This is a genomic window from Psychrobacter glacincola, assembly GCF_965118485.1.
In the GTDB taxonomy this organism is placed as follows: domain Bacteria; phylum Pseudomonadota; class Gammaproteobacteria; order Pseudomonadales; family Moraxellaceae; genus Psychrobacter; species Psychrobacter glacincola_D.
The window spans coordinates 1-22336 of the sequence record NZ_CBCPJH010000037.1; the positions used below are offsets into that span (position 1 = coordinate 1).

Here is a 22336-nt window from a genome sequence, read left to right on the forward strand (position 1 = left end):
TTGGCTATCATTCGTTGAATCAGACTGAATAGTCCCTTGGGAGGCAGTAGAAATTGGAGTGCCTACGATATCACCCCGATCATCGTAAGTATAAATAAGAGTACCGTTTTGAATGCTCACTGTAGAAGCAGTAAACCCTACTAACCTACCCCCTCTAGTAAAAATTGAAACTGGCAAATCTTGGCCTGTTTCATCATACAGGTAAACACTACTACCTCTCTGCACAGCATTAGCTATCATAGGCATGACTCCTGTATTTTTATCGTAAAATTTAAAATTCAAGTTAATCGTATTTCTTGAATTGTTCGCCATCTTAGCTTATGAATTAGACGATCCTGTCGTTCATGAGACTCATTGCATTAAATAGATTCACTTTTTTTAACTGCTCAACATTATTGACGGACATATTACCAAGATTAGAATTTGCCACTACGACAGCTAAGGTTTGTGCTCTAGAGATCGCGACATTAATGCGGTTTTTATCCAGCAAGAAATCAATGCCGCGAGGCGATTCACTAGCATCACTACTACACATACTTAAAAATATAATAGGCGCTTCTTGACCTTGAAACCTATCAACACTACCAATCTTGACTTGTTTGCCTAAAGCTATTTTTAGCTTACTAACTTGATGATTGTAGGGAGCGACAAACAACATATCATCCCATGTAATTGGGCGAGTTTCTGGCTCTCCAGTATCTTTAGTCGCACCAGTATGTAATAGACGCCCTAATAGCGATTCGGCTAGTTGCTTAATCACTATCACCTCTTCATCAGAAGCTTGAGTATTACCTTCATGCTCTACAGGGATAAAGATAATACCTGCTTCAGAGTTTAAATACGCTTCTAGAGTTTGCTGATCAGTATTTTGATTAGCTCTATTTACTGTCTGAAGAATTCGCTTATCATTGTCAAAGTGTGATTTGAGTTTACCTTCATAAATCAGCTGACTGATAACAGTATTTACTTTGCTGTGCATACGATAAGTCGTATCTAAAAACACACCTCTATCTGCAGGTATCGTCGGTGTTTTATGAAGTAGGTAATCTAATATAGATAACCCACTTTGAGCAGGATGGGTGCCTTGTGAAGGCTGACCTAACTGCATCTGATCACCCATTAATATTAAATTTTTAGCACTGCGACTCATAGCTACCAAATTTGCCGTTGAAACCTGACCGGCTTCATCAATAAATAAATAGTCGAGCTGCTTAGTCATATCTTCTCGCGCAAAACCCCAAGCAGTTGTTCCGATAACACAGGCTGATTGTATCTGACTGATCAACTTACTATTGCTTGAGATATTTACGTCAAAATCTGCAAGCTCATCATCAGTATCTTGTGTACAAATAAAAGCTGCTTTTATGTTTTGAAGTTTGCAATACTTGGCAGTACTCAATAATAGATTGTTGATCGCTTTATGGCTGTTACTTGAGATGCCTATTTTTGCGCCTAATTTAAGCAGATGAGCGATGACATGTTTACCAGTGAAAGTCTTGCCAGCGCCAGGAGGGCCCTGTATAGCTAAGTAGCTATTATCTAGATTAACAATCGCCGTGATGATTTGCTCTAAGCGTGCATTAGGTTCATCACTATCGACAATATCACCGCCTGTATGGTTTGATATTCTTGGCTTTGCACCTGTTAAAAAGTCTATAACGGCAGATTGTTGTTGTCTAAATAACCCTTGTTCATACTCAGTAACCGTTCTAAAAATTGCTTCTGAGATAATATCCGTTCTAATGTAATCGTCTGGAATAAGTGATATTGTGATTGGTGGTTCGTCTTTAGCTTTAACTACGATTAAACCCTTATCTAAATCACTCTCATCGGCAACAAAACTAACCGTAGCATTTTTGCCATCTAATTTTTCAACTCCAAGCAAATAGAAGCTTTTCGCAGCGCCTTTAAATTCTTGCTCGACATCGAAGCTATACTCATAGCTTAAGTTTCTAGCTTTGGGTTGAGACTTAAAGGGCGCTCTATCCGTGCGCTCACAAAGAGCAAGACAGTCTAGGTCGCTAAAAAGCTCCATCTCATCTGAACCGAGGCGATCAAAGAGCTTCCAAAACAAGGGTTTAGACTCTCGTCGATGAAACTCTAACATCCATGCTAAATTTTCAGTTAGTTGTCCCTGTTTAGGGTTATCAAGCGACTCCGTTTTGGCTTGTGCCAATAGACGATCACGCAATGCGGTAACCATGGTCACTTCTTCGGAGACTGCTGGCTCAATGACTTCAGTTTTACCAAGATAATCAATATTATGTATCAGCTGCTGTTCTCTTAGCCATACCACCAGCTCTTGCGTAGAATCACAATCATCAATATTGTAGTCTCGAATATCATTTAGAATCTTCGAGGTTTGCCAAGTATCCCCTTCTAGGCCTTGCTCAAGTAACTGTCGCCAGTGATCATAAACCACAATAGAATCACCGCCATTGCCTACCTCAGTGTTACGCTTGCTTCGATATAGACGCTCTACATTTTTGATAGAGTATTTAGGGGCACCTAATCCTAAACCGCCCTTCACCACTTTATACAAGTCTACAAACACTTCATTTCTTAAGAGTTGGTCAACTTCATACTCACAGACGCCATAGCGACCCATAAGCTTTCGACAGGCGGCAATTTCATAATTGGCATAGTGGTAAATGTGCATACTCGGGTCTTGTTGCCATCTATCATATACCCAGTGGATAAACGCCTCAAAACAGTGTTTTTCTTGTTCATGGTTGTGAGCCCAGAAGTCTTTAAATTGACGATTACCCTGTTCATCAAAATAGCTATTGCCCCATAAATACTCTAAACCACCCTCATCAAGTGGAAATCCTTCAATGTCGAAGAATACGTCCAGTGCAGAATGTGGCGGTAATAGTGCTAAACCTTTTTTCTCATCCTGTATGTGAGTCAATATTTCAAACTCTGGTTTATCACTACTATCAGGCTCATCTGAGATTTGATTTTTTAAATGGGTTTTGATTTGTATAGCAGCTTGAGCTTTAATTTTAGTGAGAGATGTAGAATGGATACCGGGTACTAATAACAGAGTTAACTCTGCAAGCTCCTTCATAGTATAAACGCCCACTTGGTTGAGCTTTTTAATTTGTGCTTTGGTAATGTTAGCTACTTGAAATAAATGATCCTTATCAAGCAGAATCTGTTCGGCATAGCTACTCCAATTACCCCAGCTTTTTGAGTCAGCAGGATCTGGTTTTTGATCGGGATGAAAGCGAGAGTGCTCATCCAAAAAAGTATTTTTAAGAGATAGATAGTAGTAATAAAAATCATGAGTCTTGAGTATTTGCTTTTCACCATTGCCAAGAGCAACGGTAATATTTTGAGGCAAGCAGCCTTGAATGGCCTCAAGCATTTGAGCGTAGCAACACAGTTGTATTATAAATGTCGGCTTGACGTGACTAGCAAGCTTAGTGTCCCACACCTCATAATGCCAATCTCCGAGATTACTTAAGGGTTGATCTGACTTGTGCTCCACTTTCACCAAAAAATCAGCGTAGCCAGCAAACTCATTAAGCTCTAATCTCGCTTGTACAATGACTTCAGCACCTTGCTTCATTGCCGCTAAAGTTTTGGTATATCTTTCGTTCTTGGTAATGCCCTCAATTTTGACTAAGGCCTTTCCTTCAGCTATGAACTGCGTCTCTAGTTTATCTTCATGCTCATAACCCCTCTGTTGCAACATTAACATGAGCTCGTCGCTAGGATCTGGTTCAGGCGCTAACTTTAGATACTCTTGAACCAATCTATCCATCCATGACGCAAAAGGACTTTCCATGTATTTGGTTAGATCTGATGGTGAGTAAAACATACCCTCTTTTTTATACATTATTTGCCTAATATTTATAACTCTATTAAAACCTTCTCTTAAATAATCGTCTCTCTATCGAATAAAAGGTAATAATTATCTATCTAGGTATCAGCAGAATTTATTCTTTAATTCGTATTAATATCTTTACTGATCATCATTTATGTAAAAAATAATTTATGGATAATTATTTTAATAGCAACTAACCTGTAACAATATTATTCACCTATCTTACATTTATCAACACATAAAGTAACTAAGTTTTGTTCGACATAAATTGATTGGAAAAACAATGCTCGATGCTATAAACCTATCATCTCTTTAAGTAAATTAGCGCTACCATCAATAAGTTCACATGACTATATCTATTTGAATTAAAAGTGTTTACTACAAGGATGAGAGGTATGCCAAATATTAACGTTAATGGAACTACACTTTTCTATGATGATCAAGGTCCGAAAGACTCACAAGTATTAGTGATGTGTCATTCCTTATTTTTTGATCAAAAAATGTTCGCTCATCAAATAGAATGTTTCTCTAAAGCTATTCGAGTTGTGAGCTATGATCTTCGAGACCAAGGACAAAGTACTCGATCAGATTTAAAAAGCGTCGATATGGATACGCATACTGATGATGCGATAGCATTGATTGAGGCACTCAACCTAGCACCGTGCTTCTTTGCAGGTAACTCTATGGGAGGATTTATTGCGCTACGCCTAGCCGCTCGCCGTCCAGATTTGCTGAAAGGTTATATTGTACTTGGCTCTAGTGGCCAGCTTGAATTCAAGTTAGCTGATTTCTCTCCTCTCATTGATGGTGTAGAAGCGCAGGGCACCGAGCCATTTATCGATACGCTCATGTATATTATGTTTGGTGATGACTATTTGGCAGACGCCTCACGTGCAAGTGAGCGCGAGTACTGGCGTGATCATATGCTGAAACTGGGGCCAGATATTACACGCAGCGCTCACGGTGTTATCTATCGTACAGGCGTGTTAGATGAGCTTAAGGGTTGTAAAGTACCTATGCTGGTATTAGCAGGTGAGCAGGATCATGCGTATGAAGTACCACTGTCAGAGAATATTGCTCAAACTGTAGCGGATAGTCAGATGTTTGTGGTTCCAAAAGCGAGGCATTCGGTGGCACTTGAGCAACCAGAAATCGTCAATGAATATATTTCTAATTTTATTTCAGAACATCGATAGCTTTATCTTTTTCTAGGATTTCGATTAAGTGAATGTGGATCTATAAAATAATGATAAGGAGTAATTTATATTTCTTATCATATTTTGATTCTCAACTCATGGATCAATCAGCTTTTACCGCTTGATGATCAGTAGCTTGATGGTTTGACTAACTAATTCGTTTCAGATTAAATTGTTTTCTTAATTGTAATATTAAACCAATTATTTTTAATACCAGATCTTTTATCGGCCGACAACCAGATATCGTATTCAATCATTTGCGGTATTTTAAAAACAATAGTTTTCCAGCGTACTTCATTCATATCACAAAAGAAGCGCTCATTATCTACTAGCTCCCCTTCTCCATGTTTAAAGGATAAGTACATCACGCCTTTATCAGTCAAGGTTTCTAATAATGACTCTATAACGAAAGGTAGCTCGAGAAAAGGTACGTGTAGCAATGAGGCGCAAGCCCAAATGCCAGTGAACTTATTTTCCCAAGCCTGCTTTTCAATACTGCTAAAATCTAAGTGAACCCAACTGATTCTGTTCGACATATGATGTTGCTGAGCCCAATGAATTAACTCGGCGCTGGCATCTATCGCTGTTACGTCATAACCCTGTTTAGCAAAGTAATTTGCATCCCTACCTGAGCCACAGCCCACATCTAAAATATACTGCGTGTCTCTTTGAGGGAGCTGATTAAGAAATAGCTCGTATAAATTATGCATATCTATGCTTACCGTTTGAATGGCAAATTCAACGGCATTGTCATCGTAATAATTAAGAGTGCTTTTAGAGACTTGATTGGTCATAAGGTGACATATCTATTTATCAGGCTCGAAGCTATAGCAGTAAATCAAGATTAATTGGCCGCAACCTTATACTTGAATCAGGCGACCAGACCAAATCCTCATGTTCTACCGCTATTTGATAAGCCCACTGGCTAATCGTCTCTGAGCGTTGCTGGTTGGTTATAAAGCCTATGGTTTTTGCTTCCTGTTCAATCGTATGGCCGTGTTGTTGATTGCGCTCTAACCATTTTTCATAAAACAGTTCTTCAGCAAGATAATCACGTTTACTGTTGTTGCAGCTATGATCAGTGAGTACAAAGTTATGAGTCGTATCAATAGGATATTTTGACCAAGGAATAAAGTGATCGACTTCAATATTGTTTTTTAAATTTTTATGACAATAGAAGCACTGCCCTTGTTGAGTATCAATTAATATGGACTCTAAGACCTTTAAGCTTTGTCTTGATTGATGAAATAGAAATTGTTGCAGGTCGACATCATTGCTAAAGTACGGTTGATTATGATGGTTTTTACGCACAAACTCAGTCCAGTATTGCTGGCAGAGTTTGTTAATTATTCTACTAAAGCGCGTGAAGCAATATGCAATGCCAGGCTTTAAAGTTATCACGTTTGATTTTGAGTCATAAATATATAAGAACTCACGGCTAACTTTGTCTTCTGCACTTTGCAGATATTTTGCAGGATACTTTTTGATTGTTGAGGCAATATCTTTGATAGTTGATTGCCAGAGTTTGATATTTTGTGTGCGAGCTATGGTTAGACTGGTTGTCTTAGTATTATTCTGCAGGCTTAGAATGCTATTAATGACACTAGCCTGACCTTTTGTACTGCTTTGTCTGAGTACAGAGTCACTACTTTGATCCGAGAATGGTAAAGCTTGTATCCAATAGAACTGAATAAACTGCTCTGCTAACTGCTGATAAGAAATACGGCACTTTCTGTCGTCACTAACTCCAGACTCTATGGCCAGGTTAACCGTTGCCATTAATAAGGCAAATTTATAAGTAGACGTGTAAGAGCTAGACTCAAGCAGCCACTGAATACGTCTTAGGAAGTTAAGCTGAAAGTCTGCTGTTGGCACTATGAGTATCCTTTAAGATCTATCAGCATAATATAATTTTGCAAAGCCTTCATAGGCATGGTGACTGGCACTTTATAGAATCTTGTAAAGCTACTCATCTTACTCAAAATTAAATTGAACGGTAACCATCCGGAGTATATCGGAAACATTTTTACTTGAGTCAGGCAGCTTAATTCTATTTGATAAGTGTCTTATGGTTGTGATGATTACCACAGAATTTAAAGCCGAAGCCGTTAAGAAGATAGCGGACAATAATAGCAATATCTCAGCTACTGCAAAGCAGCTTGGCATTGCGATGCAAACGCTATCTAACTGGCACAATAAAGCCCATCAAAGCAAGCTTAAATTATAATAATGTAAAGTGCTTAAGTTTATACTGTTCTCTAACTATGATAAATCAACGAGCTCTCTTTTTAAAACGATCTAACTTATAAGCCGCTGGATCAATAGCATGGGGCTCTTCAAAATAGTACTCAGCAATCATCCGTGAGCTTACGACTGATTGGGTTAGCCCTAGATGATGATGACCAAAGTTTAAAAATATCCGTCCAATTCTATCGATTACAGGCAGTGAGTCCACCGTCGTTGGACGAAAGCCCATCCACGGTACACTATCATCCGTATTCAACGGCGTCTTTAGCATCGGCTGGGCATGTTGCAATAGTTTGTGCGCGCGCTGCATATTAGGCGGTGCATCAAGACCTGCGTACTCTACTGTGCCCGCTAGACGTAGACCGCCTTCCATCGGTGTCATAATGAAATGTCTATCCAAACTTGATACTGACATGTTTAAGCGCTTGCCTTCATGTGGCAGCATTAAATGATAACCGCGCTCAGTATCTAAGGGCACTTTGACACCGGTAAGTTGCTTAGCTAAAGCTTTTGAATAAGCCCCTGCTGATAGCACAACTTTAGAAGCAAACATATCGCCTTGCTCGGTCTTTAGCTGAACACCGTCCTCACTTGGCATGGCTTCAAAGACACGGCAGTGCTCGATAATATGACCACCAAGTTGCCTAAAAGTAGTCGCAAGACTACTATAGATGGCTTGCAGGTTAGTAAAGTGTCCCGTTTCGGAGAAATATAGTGCGTCAAGTTTACTGTTGTCTAAAGCTGGCTCATACTCGGCTATCTCTTCTCTGTTAAGTAGGCGGTTGGTCACTCCTACCTCATTAAGACGCTTGCCATAATCAGTTAGTGTTTTTAAACTAGTAGGTTGCTCTATAGTTAATAATGAACCGCTGGTGTGCACCCATTGCCTTAAATGAAACTGAGTGGCGAAACCTTGCCATGCCTCAAGACTGCTTTGATTTAGGTTCAATATTGCTTTATGGATACGATCAAAAGGTTCGGTACGCATATTAAGCAGCAATTGCAGCGCCCACGGCATTAGACGAGGCAGATAGCGCCAATCCAAGCGTAGCGGTCCAGTTGGGTTAAGTAGCATCGCTGGGATGTGGCGTAGCATGCTGGCATCAGCCACAGGAAAGACTTGCTCGGTCGCTAGGTGTCCAGCATTGCCTGATGAGGTGCCTTTACATATCTCATCAGCTTCGAGCAAGACGACTTTTACCCCACGCGCTTGTAGAGTGACCGCTGTGGTTAGTCCAATGACGCCACCACCAATAATATGTATATCAAAGTTTTGCTTGTCCATAACTGCTCTCAATACAATAAATACATTTAAATTAAGTGGTTTAAAAACTAAATTGGATTGCTTTGTCTTATCCTGCTAGTTTGAATGAGCAGTACACCACCAATAATTAATAGTAAGGCCACAACCTCCAAACTCGTAATATTCTCACCTATTATTGCACCAATAACGACGGCAACAACGAGTGCAATATAGGTCGCTACAGCTGCACGTACTGAGCCTAATGCCTCGATAATATAGTAATAAATTAGAAACGCGGTACCCGTTCCTAACATGCCAAGTCCGAATACCGTTCCCCACAATGCTTGTGAATCCCTTGCTAAATCTGTAATACCCTCAAAATCGATTAATATCGAAAGTGTAATGACGGCTATACCGGTCTGCCAAGTCGCTAATGCTAGTGGTGGCAGCTTTAGACGAGATAAGAAACGACGAGTGTATACAAATGACGCGCCAATACTTAAAGAGCCAGCGAGCATCCATAACACACCTGTAAGAGACAAACCTGTATCTCCTTGCCAAGGTCGTGCAGTTAATACAATACCAGCAAACCCTAAAACAATCCCCAACACCATCTGCTTAGTTGGTCTTTCTTCTGGTAAGAATAACGCTGCACCTAAAAGGGTAAATATAGGAATTGAACCACTTAATAACCCTGCGATACTAGTGGGTAATAGCAAAGTTCCTACAACAAAACCATAATAGTAGAATGAAGTAGCTAGCACCGACATTGCTATAAAGTGTGGTAAATATAGTAGCTGTTCGCGAGTAATAACCTTACTGCGCCATGCGATTAATGCTAATGGTAAAAATCCAAATAACACTCGTAGAAATACAGTTTGAGAGGGTGTGATCAAGACCGTTGCCCATTTCATAAAAATGAAGTTCGACCCCCAAATAACCCCAAGAAAGACCAGCGCAGCATATGCTCGAAACATATAAAAAACCTTAGTGAGATAGTTAGCTTTTGCTAAAGCTAAATCTGCTTTATGCCGCTTAAGACCTACATCTCTTAAATATTAGAAGTAAAGCGTTCACTACTAAATGGCTGTGCATCAATAAATAGTGGCTTACCACTGATCATCTCTTCAATGAGACGTCCTGTCACTGGTCCAAGGGTAAGACCTTGGTGGCCATGGCCAAAAGCGAACCATAAGCTATCGTGTTTTGATGCAGGTCCAATAACTGGCTTCATATCAGGCATACAAGGTCTAGTACCACACCAGGCTTCAGATTCCACAGCAACGTCAAGCGGTAGCAGTTTTCTTGCAAAAGTGAGCACTGTTTCCAGTTGATTAAAGTCTTTTGAAGCCTCTAGCATTGCCATTTCAGCACCGGTGGTAATTCTAATGCCCTGATCCATTGCACCCATGACAAAACCTTTATCAGCATCGAATAATCTATGGGAAAATGAGTTCTTCTCGGTAATTTTAAAATGCTGATGATAGCCACGCATAGGAAATAGAGGAATCTTATAACCTAATGGCTTAATGAGTTCAGTTGACCAAGGACCAACAGCAATAACTAAGTTCTGACACAAGTAAGTATCGCTATCAGTAACAACCTGCCAGCCCTCTTCTGTCTGTATGATGCTTTGTACATCAGCCTGCTTTATTTGCCCCGACATTTTTTCAAAATTTTTGGCATAGGCTTTTACAAGCTGGCTTGGGTTTTTTATCTGCCATGAGTTTTTCCAATGTATACCTCCGACATAGTCTGTAAAGTTTACATTTGGCTCTAATTCTTTCAATTCTATGAGTGATAGGACCTGATACTCTACACCTTGCACAGACGCTTTTAATGCTTTGCTAATAGCGTTCTCAAAACTAATTGGTTTACGATGAAGCTCAATCCAACCTATTTTTCTGACCAGCTTATCAGCGCCTGAAGCCTTAATCATAAGATTATGCTCGTTCGTGCAATTCTGAATTAAAGTAGCCCACTCTTTATCGATTTCTTCGAGCTTTTTTGGGCTTGAGTTTACCCAGTATTGTAATAAAGGGCGCTGAAGACTATATATAGCAGACCAACGATATCGAATATCAGTGCTGTTATTAGGCAATACCCTTAAAACCTCTTTAAAACTTCTAGGAAACGGCTTAGTAGTTACCGCTTCTCTTGTGATAATACCTGCATTACCATATGAAGTTTCCTCTCCTGGAGATTTCTTATCTAACAAAAGAGTTTGAGAGTTGTTCTTTTGCAGATGCCAGGCTATAGAGGTTCCCACTATACCTGCACCAATAACAATCACGTCATAGCACATATTCGTACTCTCAAATAACAAGTTAGTTTGATTAATTTTAAGTAGTCTTTCATAAGATCAATAAAATAATTAACAGCTAATCTTTATAACTTAACAAACTGACCTAAACCTTCTTTTTTAGCTTTTTGAGCTATCTTTAGGGCGACTGCAGCATCAAAGCTTGCGGCTCCAACAGACTTAAACAGTGTTACCCCTTTTTTATCTTGGTCGATGGTAATGTTTTTCGTAACTAGGTCAGCTAAATCACCCGTTAAGCCTTTCCAAGTCCAGCCACAATCCTCAGCAGCATCTGCCTGAATTAAATCGCCTGCTTCATGAAGTCCACCTTCAATGTCGTCGATAAAGACGTGCGAGCAGGCTTCAATGATAGAATCGCTGACTTCCTTCATCTCAGGCTGATAAGCACCTACCGCATTAATATGCGTGTCGGATCTGATTTGACTGAGTTCAAACAGCCCTTCGGTTGCACGAGTTGCCAAGTTAATGACATCAGCATCTTTTACAGCAGTACCAATATCTTCACAGACTTCGATGGTCACTGGCCATTCTGGATACTGATCAGCGAATTGAGTTTTAAAGGTATTGGCACCCTCAATAGTTCGATTCCAAAGTACTACCGTTTTAATGTTTGGACAAACCGTAAGCACAGCATTCAGCTGCTCATATGCCATCCCGCCACAGCCTATTACCGTCACTTGCTGACTATCCGGCTTTGCTAGATACTTGCTAGCGATACCCGATAGCGCTGCCGTACGCACTTGAGTGACGTAAACACCATCCATAAAGGCAAGAATTTCACCAGTATCATTGTTTGAAACACTCACCACAGCAGTAGTCGTGGGAAGATTCCGCTGTGGATTATCCGGGCAAATAGTTACCAGTTTAACGATAGCAAACTCTTCATTACCGTCAAACAATACCGAAGGCATCGATAAGTGTGAGCCACTACTTTTATTACTAGCTGTAAAAGTTGGAATTACTAAGCGTTCAGGGCACTTAACCCACTCTGGATGTTGCGCTTGTAGCTTCAATAACATCTCGATGGATTCAATAGCCATGGACATATTCAGTTGATCTTTCACGGTTTTGCTGTCTAAAATTCTCATAGTGATTTCTTAATATTTATAGGAGTGTTAGCATCAATCCTTGACGCTTCATATTAGTTAATACTTAGACCTTTCACTGATAATAGGAAGAACCCTCTACTACATATCAAAAATCTTACCCCGATTCATAATATTATTGGGATCAAAGACTTTTTTAACCTCTCGTAAATACTCAATCTCAGTCTCACTGCGGCTATACTGAAGATAAGGTTTTTTAGTCATGCCTACGCCATGCTCAGCTGATACCGAACCGCCATATTTTTGTACGGTCTCAAACACGTATTTATTGACAACCTGACACTCGCTAAAGAAATCATCCTTACTCATGTTTTCAGGTTTTAAGATGTTCAAATGTAAATTGCCATCACCAATATGACCGAACCAGCAGACCTCAAAGTCAGGATAATTACTGCTGACGATATGATCAATCTCATTGATAAAGTCAGGAACGTAGCTGATTAATACCGAAACATCATTCTTATAAGGCGTAAATACTGAGATGGTTTCAGAGATGTATTCGCGCAGCTTCCACAGTTCCTCTGCTTGCGCAAGATTTTGACTCATCACCCCATCAACGACCCAGCCTTGCTCCATGCACTCCTCAAATATCGCCATGGCTTTATCCATGATCGGTTCATAAGGCGCTTCAAACTCTAATAGCGTATAAAACTTGGTACGCGACTCAAACGGCTCTTGTACTTGACCATGTGCCATCAGCTTATCAATCGCCACATCATCAAAGAACTCAAATGCTGTTAAATCAATCTTTGCTTGAAAGGCTGATAGCACATTCATGACATCGTTAAAGCTATCCATGCCAAGCACCATGACGTTTAAGTCTTGTGGCTGACGCTCTAGCTTGATTTGTGCATGGGTTACTAGACCAAGTGTGCCTTCACTACCAATAAACAATTGGCGCAAATCATAGCCGGTGGCGTTTTTGACCATACCGCGATTAAGCTGCAAGATATCGCCTTTACCAGTGACAACTGTCAGACCCATGATCCATTGGCGGGTCATGCCATAACGAATGACTTTGATACCACCAGCATTGGTACCGATATTGCCGCCGATTTGACTAGAGCCTGCTGATGCAAAGTCGACAGGGTAGTAGAGGTCTTTTGATTCGGCAAACTGCTGTAACTGCTGAGTGACCACCCCCACTTCAATCTCAACCATGCGATCAGCAGGATAAAACTGTCCGATATGATTCATCTTATCCATGCTAACGACTATTTCACCGTTGGCAGCAACTGCACCTGCAGACAAGCCAGTACGTCCACCGCTTGGGGTGAGGACCACATTATGCTCATTGGCAAGTAATACAATGGCTTGTACTTGCTCGGTAGTCTTTGGAAAGACGATGGCCGCAGCATTAGGGGCAAAGTGCTTGGTCCAGTCTTTGCCCCAATGCTCTAAACTTTCGCTATCGGTTTTGATTTGGCTGGAATCATAACCATAACTTTCTTGCAGCGATTGTATAAGGACCTCAATGATGGCTTGAGATGGCTTTAGAAGTTCTTCCACTAGACATATTCCTTAATATAATAAAAAATAGAAAAAAATCACCTAATTATAAAATATTGCATAGGTCGTTTTCATATTGATACTTTTCTACCTAATGATTCTCAAGCACTGCCCTGCATGATATAAAGTAAGTCCCAACTCGGTAAATCCAGATTTCATACCTGGTAGAGCAACTTTTGATTCCTTTAATGTTTTAAAAGGTAGTGGAATACTTTTTCTATCTCCGGACAGAATATAATCAGCAAAACATTTCCCCATTAGGGTTCCTGTGGTAATGCCACGACCATTATAGGCAGTTGCTGTTAAGATGCCTTCATCTGGCTCCAGTACCCGAAAAATATGATCTTGAGTAAAACCAAAACTGCCATACCACTCATACTGCCAATTAAGCTTAGGCAAATAAGGGTAATAGCTTTTTTGTACACAGTTTGCCCATGATTGATAAAAAGATTTAGGCTTAAAAGCTCTACCGCCTACTGTTCCAAGTAATAGACGGTTATCATGATCACGGCGAAAACTGGACAAGGCCAAACGAGTATCCCAAGCACCATTTTTATAAGGTAAGATTCGATCTGCCAGCTCGCCAGTTAAAGGCTCGGAGGCAATCTGATAATAAGACACCATGTAAAAGGTCTTAGCAATCTCAGTCCATTCTCCTTCAGTGTAGGCATTGGTAGCGATAATGACGCGCTCTGCCTTTACATTAGCTTCTGCTGTTCTTACATACCATTGCCCATTAGACTTCTCTAAACTATCAACAGCAGACTGCTCATAGATAGTAACACCAAGACTAGTCGCTACTTTAGCTAGACCATTTACATAAGCCAAAGGATTCAATGTGCCAGTACGGTGATCTAATAGCGCCTTATTAATACTAGTAGTGCCACAATACTCATGGCAGCGACTGCCTGTTAGCACTTCAACATTTACCCCACGTCGCTGCAATTGTTCATACCTAATATCAACATCAGCCTCTCCTTTAGCGTTATGGGCCATATGAAGGTTACCGGCCTGAGTCGCTTGCGCATCGATATCATAACGCCTGATTAAATCAAAAACTAAGTTTGGCGCCTCTCCAAGAGCTGTCGTCAGACATTCACCTGCTGATTCGCCTAGAGCAACATTTAGATCATCAGGCCGTGCCCAAGTTCCTGCATTGACTAGCCCTACACTTTTTCCCGAACCTCCACTACCAATAGCTTGGCTCTCAAGTAGGATAACCTTTATGCCTTTTTCGGCTAAATGTATTGCCGCTGATAACCCTGTATAGCCACCACCAATAATACAAACACTAGTTTCCATATCACTTGTAAGTTTATTATAGCGTTTCATCTTAGGAGCAGTGAGGCTCCACAAACATTGCTCTTGCAACATCTCATACTCCTTATATATTATAATTATTGTGCAGTGGAAAGCATGCTCTCATCATTGTTAGCAGTAGGTTCTTCGCGAGGAATGAACTTATCCAAGAAAACCCATAGCAAGCCAAATAGTGGAGATAGCCAACAGGCAAAAGCGAATGGGGCGTAAGTTAAAGTCGCAATACCTAAAGTCGCAGCGACAAAGCTACCACCCATATTCCAAGGAATAAGGGGTGATAAAAGCGTACCAGCATCTTCGATAGAGCGAGTCAAAGTCGTACGCTTATATCCCATTTCTTTGTACTTATCCTGCAATAAACGCCCTGGTAAAACACAAGTGGTATAGACGTCACCAATGAGTGTACCGACCCCGAGCGTACTGGCATAAGTAGTTAAGACTAAGCCCACTCTCGATTTAATCATCTTATTAATCTTAGCCATAATGGCCTTCAATGTGCCGTAATGCTCGATTGAGCCGACAAAAGCTAAGGCAAAGATGGTCAAGGTAACGACCCAAGTCATCGACATCACGCCGCCTTTAGACAACAGTTGATCGACGACAGCAAAACCAGTTTCACTAACAAAACCGTTTTGTAGAACATTAAATATGTCACTAACCCCCACACCTTGCATAGTAAAAGCGATCAAACCTGCCACTACGACGCCTGATAGTACGGTTGGTATAGCTGGCATTTTCATAACGGCTGCAATGATTACGACAAGAGCAGGTAATAAAGTAATGATACTCAGGTTGTAATTGGCTGCTAGAGAGGTTTGAATTTCTTTAATAGAAGATAAATCAACATTTGATTCACCGTAGCTCATACCAAGCCAAGCATAGATAACCAGAGCGGTAATCATGGCTGGAATAGTGGTAGGCAACATACCGCGGATATGGTCCCAAAGCTCAATACCGGCAGCGGCTGGAGTTAGGTTAGTAGTATCAGACAAAGGAGACATTTTATCTCCAAAGAAAGCTCCAGAGACGATAGCACCACCAGTTAATGATGGTGGAATGCCTAATCCTAGACCAATACCCATCATAGCCAAACCAACCGTGCCAACCGTGCCCCACGAGGTGCCCGTTGCAACAGAAATGATGGCGCAAATAACACAAACAGAGACTAAAAATGAAGAGGGAGAAAAGACACTAAAGCCGTAATATAAAATCGTTGGCACGGTACCTGCAATAATCCAAGCACCAATGAGCATCCCTACACCCATCAAGATGATCATGGCCGGCAGACCGATTTTTATGACCTTTAAGAAACGCTCTTCCATACCATCCCAGCTACGGCCGCGCATCTTCATAAATAAACCAGTGATTAAGATGCCACAAGCTAATGGGATATGAGGAGTAAAGTCCTTAAAGACGAAGAATTGCACCATTAGAATAATGGCTGTTAATATGAGCGGGGCAATATCTAGTAGAAAGCTAGAAGAAGGTTCATAACCATCGATATCAGGGTCATGTGGCTTTTTTTGTTTATCTGCAATCATAATATATCTACCTATCCTTAGTAGTTACAACCAAATCCATTGGTATATTTTCATAGCATAGTTTTAATAATCGAACAGTTAAAAACAACCTGACGAACTAAGTCAGCTCTCCAAATGGACTACCTTAAAAACTAGTCAAAACAATAGTCAGTTACTTTGTTAAAAGCACACTATTACACTAAACAAAATAGACTTTGAGAAATGAATAAAATTTAGAAATGAAAGTTAAAAATTAATACTAATTCAGATGGCTAACCGCTATTTTTACAACCTAATTTACGTTCCTCAATTAGATTGTAAAAGCGCTTAGATAGTGCACAGGTTAAGCTAAGGACAGTTAAGCGCAAGTTAAGTGCGCTTAACCAAATGAGATCATCCCTTACTCATCAACAATTAAAGTTTGAGTTAACCAAAACTGATACCTTGAGCCAGTGGCAACTCTTTTGAGTAATTAATAGTATTAGTCTGACGGCGCATATAGACTTTCCAAGCATCCGATCCTGATTCACGACCACCGCCCGTTTCTTTTTCACCGCCAAATGCACCACCAATCTCAGCGCCACTGGTACCAATGTTGACGTTAGCAATACCACAATCACTACCGCGATCGCTCAAGAAGGTTTCAGCTTCACGCAGATCATTGGTAAATACGCATGATGATAAGCCTTGAGGCACATCATTTTGCATCTCAATCGCCTCATCAAATTCTTTGTAAGTCATCACATATAGAATGGGTGCAAAGGTCTCGCTTCTAGCAACGTCATTTTGCTCATCGAATTCTACAATGGCCGGCGTCACATAATAGGCATTAGGATATTTATCTTCGAGTACCCGCTCGCCGCCAGTGACTTTACCACCCGCTTCTCTTGCCTTTTTCAAAGCCTGTTGCATATTATTGAAGCTATCTTCATCAATAAGCGGACCTACTAGATTGCCTTCTAATGGGTGACCAATAGTGACAGTTTCATAAGCGGATTTAATTCGTGGTAAGATATCGTCTTTAACAGATTCATGCACGAATACACGGCGTAATGTCGTACAACGCTGACCTGCTGTACCAACCGCTGAGAATAAAATTCCACGTAACGCAAGATCCAAATCTGCACTTGGCGCCAATATCATGGCATTGTTACCACCAAGCTCAAGCAAGCACTTACCAAAGCGATTTGCAACTTTTGGTCCTACTTCTTTACCCATACGGGTACTACCCGTTGCGCTAACTAAGGCGACATCTTTATTTTCAACCAAAGCGTTACCGACATCCGTCTTACCTAATAATACTTGTGAGAGATGATCTGGCGCATCGCCAAATTTGGCTAAGGCTTTTTCAAACATTGCCTGACATGCTAAAGCGACTAAAGGAGATTTTTCTGATGGCTTCCAAACTACAGGGTTACCACAAACGATAGCCAGTGCTGTATTCCAAGACCAAACCGCGACTGGAAAGTTAAAAGCAGAGATAACGCCAATCACACCAAGCGGATGCCATGTCTCACGCATATGATGCCCTGGACGCTCTGATGCAATTGTTAGACCATAGAGCTGACGTGAAACCCCAACTGCGAAGTCGCAGATATCAATCATTTCTTGTACTTCGCCTAGACCTTCTTCTTTAATCTTGCCCGCCTCAAAGGACACTAGCATTCCTAAGTCTTCTTTATGCTCACGCAACACCTCACCCAACAGGCGAACTAACTCACCACGTCTTGGAGCAGGAACCACACGCCACTCTTTAAAGGCTTTTTTAGCGTTAGCAATCTTGGTATCGACATCACTAACACTGTCTAGAGTAATCTTACCAATAACAGAACCATCTATAGGGCTGTTAACCTCAAAGTCGCCATCTTGGTATTGTTCTTCTTTGACACCCATAGCGGACATATATTGCTTAATCATAACTCATCCTTTTATATTGATTTATACTTCCTTGGAAGACTTATTAAGTTACCTTGCAGCAAACTAAGTTGCAAAATAATTAATCTCCTACTAGCATTCCTTTTTGGAATGCTGCTCAAATAATTCTCTTATTAATATGATACTTTCATCTATTGCCACACTAAGCATGGCTATTTAATGCCATCAAACATGCTTCAAGACTTTGGGCTTGCATCGCTTGATATAGCTCAAGCTCATCGTGTACACGTGCACCCAATGCGCGCTCAAACTCCTGTTGGTTTGAGTTACCCTCATAACTACTTTGTTTGTCATCATGAAGATTGGACTGAAAAATCCCTGCAGCACTTACTGGCAAAAAATCTTCATAGACGATAGGTTCAAGACGAACGACACCCTGCTCAATCAAATGAGTCATGGCTTGCTTTGAGGAAGAGTCATTTGAACCATCTTCCTCTAAATCATTTAGACCTGATTTAGAACCAACACTACTCGCATCTTCAGCATCATTAACCGCTTGATAGTAAAAATAAGCTAGTCCCTCATCATGTAGCGTCTGATAATCATCTGGGAACGCTAAAAATATTTTTTCTAGCATTTGATAGTACTCTGAAGCATTATTTGCATTCGGCGTCACGCCTAACTGACTACGAGCTTGACTAAGTAATTTGTCATACAACTCTCTCCCTTTGGGGGTTAAAGCCACGCCGCGCTGTTCAATCTCACCAAAACGTGCAGTGTGATGACCGGTATCATAGCCACCTTCTGAGTTCTCAAAACTAACGGCTTCTTCCAACGCTTTAAAGCTTGTTTGTCGTAATAAAATAGGACAATCTCGTCTTGGTGGCCCTTCTATGATAGCTTTTGGCGGAATTCCTTTTGCTTGCATGCCTGCCTGCACCGCATCTATATCTAAGGTTCTAGGGGTCAGGTGATTGATATGAGGCCCCTTAAAACCAACGACATCCGCTATGAGTCCGTGTTGTGCTAATAGCTTTTGATACAGCTCTTTTGAGACTGGCGTTTTATCATGCCAACGAAAGGTTTCTAGAGCTTCTTTAACAAACTGCTTAGCTTCATCAACCGTTAGACCACCTTGCTCCTCATAGCGTTCAATCAGACTAATTACATTATCTGTAAATATATTGCGGTTATCCAAGGCGTCTGCCGCTTCCTTTTTTAGGACCTCATCAGTGATTAGATCTAAGCGTAATAATGAGGTAAACACACGAAATGGGCTTTTATGTAATGACTGTGTTTCAGTCGCTCTAAAAGCAGTAGAGTGCACCGGCACGCCAGCTGGTGCCAAATCATAGTAGCCAACAGGGTGCATGCCCATCACTGCAAAAAGTCTACGCATCATACTCAGCTCAGCTTCGGTGCCTAATCTGATTGCACCATGGCGCTCCAGATTAAGCCTATTAATCTCTCCAGTATGCTCAAGCTGTTCTTTAACCTCAGGCTGCTTGCTTAGCACTTTTGTATTTACTTCAGTCACTAAATCGATGAGGTCACCATATAATGGCACTTCTTTTTGGTACATCTCTGACATCGCTATAGAGAAATCATGGCGAATATCATCACTGCTTATAAATATATTTTTCACAGATAAGTATCCTTGTTGAGTAAAGCTTGCTTGATAGAGTGTTTTTAATTGAATATAGAATGTACCCGTACACGATGGTAATAATCAGGTCGTATTGAAGACTACGGCTTCGGTGCTTCATTAGGAATAGCAGCGAGTACTTCTTTTAAAATATCGAGTCCAGAGGCTAAGGTCTCAGGTTCAATCGTCAGCGGTGGTAATAGGCGAATAATATGTCGATGCTTTCCACTTGGCATCAGTAGTAATCCCCGCTCTCTAGCTTGCTTTAGTACATAAGACATGACGCTTGTATGCGTGCCATAAGCAGGATGACGTAGCTCTATACCACGCATAGCCCCTACTCCAGTGAGTCCATGTAACCATGGAGAGACTCCTTGTTGCTGCCACTGAGTTACTGTATCTTCGATAGTCTTTGCATAATGATTAGCAGAATGCCATACCTCATCTTCTTGCATGATATCTATAGTCGCATTCGCAGCAGCACACGCAACTGGATTACCTGAATAAGTGCCGCCCAAACTCCCTTTTGGCAGACCATTCATCACACTAGCCTTGCCTATCACCGCACCTAATGGCAAGCCTCCAGCGATACTTTTACCCAGTAATATCATGTCAGGCTCAATCCCTAAATGGGTAAAGGCAAAGGGTGTACCAGTACGACCGTACCCGGACTGAATCTCGTCCATAATGAGTAAGATTCCATTATCATCACAAAAGGCGCGCAGATATTTGGCAAATGTCGCTGACATTAATTGAAAGCCACCCTCTCCTTGTACGGGCTCCACAATAATGGCACCGATGTTCTCAACATCTGTCTCTACAGCAAATAAACGCTCTAAGGCTTCGATAGCTTGCTGATCACTAATATCATTATCGGCACTGGGGAAAGGAATATGGTAAACGCCACCAGCTAAAGGACCTAACCCTCGCTTATATGGAGCAACCTTACCGTTTAGATTAACAGCTGCAAGCGTACGGCCATGAAAGCCACCGTCAAAGGCAATGACACCTATGCGCCCTGTCTTCATACGAGCAATTTTTATGGCGTTTTCGGTAGCTTCTGCACCGCAATTGGTTAGCATGCCTGAGAGCTCACCTTTGATAGGAATGAGCTCGCACAATCTCGGCATAAAGGTTTGATACGGTAGATGAGCCGCTGCATTGTAAGCATAATGAATGAGCGACTGTGCTTGAGTGATAATCGCACTGACGATATGAGGATGGCAATGGCCAAAATTCAAGACACCAATACCACCTACAAAATCAATGTAGCAGCGGTCTTTATCGTCCCAAACTTTTGCGTTTTTACCTTTAGTTAAGGTCAACGGATGCACCATCGTAAAAGCATCAGTGACATTGTATAGCGGTTCCATGAGCATCTCTTACCTTCCTTGAGTTAGACACTCATTTCAGCAAAACTCTGTCTCATCAGCAAACGAATAATAGTTGTGAATCCATTCCTTTAATTCATTGCCATAAAAAAAGCCGGCATAAAGCCGGCTAATCTGTGTCTCTATCAGTAGTATTTTCTAAGCTTATTGATAACCTAAGATTGACAATACGCTCTTAACTTAGGGCATAGAATCTAAGTGTTGCTCAGCTGTTCTTTCAAGATAAGTTGAAACCCATTCTAAAATGACTTTTACTTTATGCGAACGACCTAAAGATAAAGGGTAAGATAGGTAATAAGCTCCTCTTCCTTTTGCAGCATAGCTCCATACTGTCACTAGTGTACCCGACTGTAACTCTGGAGCAACTAAGCGTAATGGTACTAGTGCGATACCATACCCGAGTAAAGCAGCAGATATAGTAGTATGAAAAGTATCAAAGCGAGGGCCTACAAAGGTACCTTCGATACTAATGTCTTGCTGTTTAAAATACTCATACCATGCGCTTGGACGTGAGCTGAGTTGTAACAGTGTAAAATTGTTTATCTTGCTTGTGCATGGTGCTTTATCTTTTAAATAATCAGGACTACAGACAGCCACACTATATTCATCAAACAACTTGATCGCCTCCATACCACCCCATATTCCGTCACCATATAAAAAAGCAACATCGACATTTTGATCTTCAGTAAAAAAAGGACCAGCAAGTTCTTTGATACTGAAATTGATCAGCGGGTGTGCTTTGCTAAAACCATTTAATGCAGGTATCAACCAACGAGCGCAAAATGTGGGATGTGAGACGATTTTTAGTATCTCTGAGTTATCACTATTTGACATTAAGCTAGTAGTAGCCGCTTCGATATGTTTGAGAATATCTAACACTTCGAGATAATAAGTCTTACCTGCTGGCGTTAACGATATTCGATGCGGTGTACGATAAAAAAGCGAGAGGTTTAACATCTCCTCTAGCTGAGCTACTTGCTTACTAATAGCGCTTTGAGTCATATGCATCTCTTGCGCAGCATTAGTAAAACTTAAGTGTCTAGCAGCCGTCTCAAAACACTGCAAAGCAGTTGTCGAAGGGTATCTTCTAAAAGAAAGCGGGGTTTTATCTTTATTTTTCATAAATTAT

General features: G+C 40.9%; 16 protein-coding genes and 1 pseudogene. 2 read left to right on the forward strand and 15 right to left on the reverse strand.

Annotation, left to right across the window (positions count from 1 at the left end; genetic code table 11):
* A partial coding sequence (locus tag ACMHKH_RS12155) for a hypothetical protein (RefSeq protein WP_413520905.1) occupies positions 1 to 312 on the reverse strand: 312 nt, incomplete at its 3' end.
* A gap of 13 nt (positions 313 to 325) precedes the next feature.
* Positions 326 to 3844: a TM0106 family RecB-like putative nuclease gene (locus ACMHKH_RS12160; RefSeq protein WP_413520906.1), complete on the reverse strand. Its 3519-nt coding sequence runs from the start codon at positions 3842 to 3844 to the stop codon at positions 326 to 328.
* A 383-nt stretch (positions 3845 to 4227) separates the two neighbouring features.
* On the opposite strand from ACMHKH_RS12160, the gene ACMHKH_RS12165 reads away from it, so the two are divergent.
* Complete coding sequence (locus tag ACMHKH_RS12165) at positions 4228 to 5028, forward strand: alpha/beta fold hydrolase (protein WP_413520907.1); 801 nt, start codon at positions 4228 to 4230, stop codon at positions 5026 to 5028.
* A 167-nt stretch (positions 5029 to 5195) separates the two neighbouring features.
* On the opposite strand, the gene ACMHKH_RS12170 is transcribed toward ACMHKH_RS12165, so the two are convergent.
* Together ACMHKH_RS12170 and ACMHKH_RS12175 are read right to left on the reverse strand one after the other, a co-directional pair.
* Entirely contained in the window at positions 5196 to 5822 is a 627-nt protein-coding gene (locus ACMHKH_RS12170) for a class I SAM-dependent methyltransferase (RefSeq protein WP_413520908.1), read from the reverse strand.
* 31 nt (positions 5823 to 5853) lie between these two features.
* The gene (locus ACMHKH_RS12175; protein ID WP_413520909.1) at positions 5854 to 6903 is read right to left on the reverse strand and encodes an HNH endonuclease; all 1050 of its coding nucleotides are present in this window, start codon (positions 6901 to 6903) and stop codon (positions 5854 to 5856) included.
* Between the two features lie 193 nt (positions 6904 to 7096).
* Here ACMHKH_RS12175 and ACMHKH_RS12180 point away from each other — a divergent pair.
* Positions 7097 to 7249: pseudogene (locus tag ACMHKH_RS12180) on the forward strand (transposase); the annotation flags it as partial.
* Positions 7250 to 7300: 51 nt separating this feature from the next.
* On the opposite strand, the gene ACMHKH_RS12185 reads toward ACMHKH_RS12180, so the two are convergent.
* The 11 genes from ACMHKH_RS12185 to ACMHKH_RS12235 form a co-directional block, all read right to left on the reverse strand.
* Positions 7301 to 8560: an NAD(P)/FAD-dependent oxidoreductase gene (locus tag ACMHKH_RS12185; protein WP_413520910.1), complete on the reverse strand. Its 1260-nt coding sequence runs from the start codon at positions 8558 to 8560 to the stop codon at positions 7301 to 7303.
* A gap of 47 nt (positions 8561 to 8607) precedes the next feature.
* Positions 8608 to 9495: a DMT family transporter gene (locus ACMHKH_RS12190; protein WP_413520911.1), complete on the reverse strand. Its 888-nt coding sequence runs from the start codon at positions 9493 to 9495 to the stop codon at positions 8608 to 8610.
* A 74-nt stretch (positions 9496 to 9569) separates the two neighbouring features.
* The gene (locus ACMHKH_RS12195; protein ID WP_413520912.1) at positions 9570 to 10823 is read right to left on the reverse strand and encodes an NAD(P)/FAD-dependent oxidoreductase; all 1254 of its coding nucleotides are present in this window, start codon (positions 10821 to 10823) and stop codon (positions 9570 to 9572) included.
* A gap of 83 nt (positions 10824 to 10906) precedes the next feature.
* Positions 10907 to 11929, reverse strand: a complete 1023-nt coding sequence (locus ACMHKH_RS12200; protein WP_413520913.1) for an ornithine cyclodeaminase family protein — start codon at positions 11927 to 11929, stop codon at positions 10907 to 10909.
* 99 nt (positions 11930 to 12028) lie between these two features.
* Positions 12029 to 13426, reverse strand: coding sequence for an FAD-binding oxidoreductase (locus ACMHKH_RS12205; protein WP_413520924.1), 1398 nt, complete (start codon positions 13424 to 13426; stop codon positions 12029 to 12031).
* A gap of 117 nt (positions 13427 to 13543) precedes the next feature.
* Complete coding sequence (locus tag ACMHKH_RS12210; RefSeq protein ID WP_413520914.1) at positions 13544 to 14830, reverse strand: NAD(P)/FAD-dependent oxidoreductase; 1287 nt, start codon at positions 14828 to 14830, stop codon at positions 13544 to 13546.
* A gap of 23 nt (positions 14831 to 14853) precedes the next feature.
* Positions 14854 to 16317 (reverse strand): Na+/H+ antiporter NhaC, encoded by a 1464-nt coding sequence (gene nhaC / locus ACMHKH_RS12215; RefSeq protein ID WP_413520915.1) that lies wholly within the window; start codon positions 16315 to 16317, stop codon positions 14854 to 14856.
* 405 nt (positions 16318 to 16722) lie between these two features.
* The gene (locus tag ACMHKH_RS12220) at positions 16723 to 18213 is read right to left on the reverse strand and encodes an aldehyde dehydrogenase family protein (protein ID WP_413520916.1); all 1491 of its coding nucleotides are present in this window, start codon (positions 18211 to 18213) and stop codon (positions 16723 to 16725) included.
* 160 nt (positions 18214 to 18373) lie between these two features.
* Positions 18374 to 19762 carry a VOC family protein gene (locus tag ACMHKH_RS12225; RefSeq protein WP_413520925.1) on the reverse strand — a complete coding sequence of 463 codons (1389 nt, stop codon included), beginning with the start codon at positions 19760 to 19762 and terminating at the stop codon, positions 18374 to 18376.
* A gap of 155 nt (positions 19763 to 19917) precedes the next feature.
* Positions 19918 to 21189 (reverse strand): aspartate aminotransferase family protein, encoded by a 1272-nt coding sequence (locus tag ACMHKH_RS12230; RefSeq protein ID WP_413520917.1) that lies wholly within the window; start codon positions 21187 to 21189, stop codon positions 19918 to 19920.
* 198 nt (positions 21190 to 21387) lie between these two features.
* Complete coding sequence (locus ACMHKH_RS12235; RefSeq protein WP_413520918.1) at positions 21388 to 22329, reverse strand: LysR substrate-binding domain-containing protein; 942 nt, start codon at positions 22327 to 22329, stop codon at positions 21388 to 21390.
* Positions 22330 to 22336 lie beyond the last annotated feature (7 nt).

Coding starts and splice junctions, on each gene's coding strand:
- ACMHKH_RS12160 (WP_413520906.1), bottom strand. CDS start 3,844: ATGTATAAAAAAGAGGGTATGTTTTACTCACCATCAGATCTAACCAAA.
- ACMHKH_RS12165 (WP_413520907.1), top strand. CDS start 4,228: ATGCCAAATATTAACGTTAATGGAACTACACTTTTCTATGATGATCAA.
- ACMHKH_RS12170 (WP_413520908.1), bottom strand. CDS start 5,822: ATGACCAATCAAGTCTCTAAAAGCACTCTTAATTATTACGATGACAAT.
- ACMHKH_RS12185 (WP_413520910.1), bottom strand. CDS start 8,560: ATGGACAAGCAAAACTTTGATATACATATTATTGGTGGTGGCGTCATT.
- ACMHKH_RS12190 (WP_413520911.1), bottom strand. CDS start 9,495: ATGTTTCGAGCATATGCTGCGCTGGTCTTTCTTGGGGTTATTTGGGGG.
- ACMHKH_RS12195 (WP_413520912.1), bottom strand. CDS start 10,823: ATGTGCTATGACGTGATTGTTATTGGTGCAGGTATAGTGGGAACCTCT.
- ACMHKH_RS12200 (WP_413520913.1), bottom strand. CDS start 11,929: ATGAGAATTTTAGACAGCAAAACCGTGAAAGATCAACTGAATATGTCC.
- ACMHKH_RS12210 (WP_413520914.1), bottom strand. CDS start 14,830: ATGTTGCAAGAGCAATGTTTGTGGAGCCTCACTGCTCCTAAGATGAAA.
- nhaC (WP_413520915.1), bottom strand. CDS start 16,317: ATGATTGCAGATAAACAAAAAAAGCCACATGACCCTGATATCGATGGT.
- ACMHKH_RS12220 (WP_413520916.1), bottom strand. CDS start 18,213: ATGATTAAGCAATATATGTCCGCTATGGGTGTCAAAGAAGAACAATAC.
- ACMHKH_RS12225 (WP_413520925.1), bottom strand. CDS start 19,762: ATGTCAGAGATGTACCAAAAAGAAGTGCCATTATATGGTGACCTCATC.
- ACMHKH_RS12230 (WP_413520917.1), bottom strand. CDS start 21,189: ATGGAACCGCTATACAATGTCACTGATGCTTTTACGATGGTGCATCCG.
- ACMHKH_RS12235 (WP_413520918.1), bottom strand. CDS start 22,329: ATGAAAAATAAAGATAAAACCCCGCTTTCTTTTAGAAGATACCCTTCG.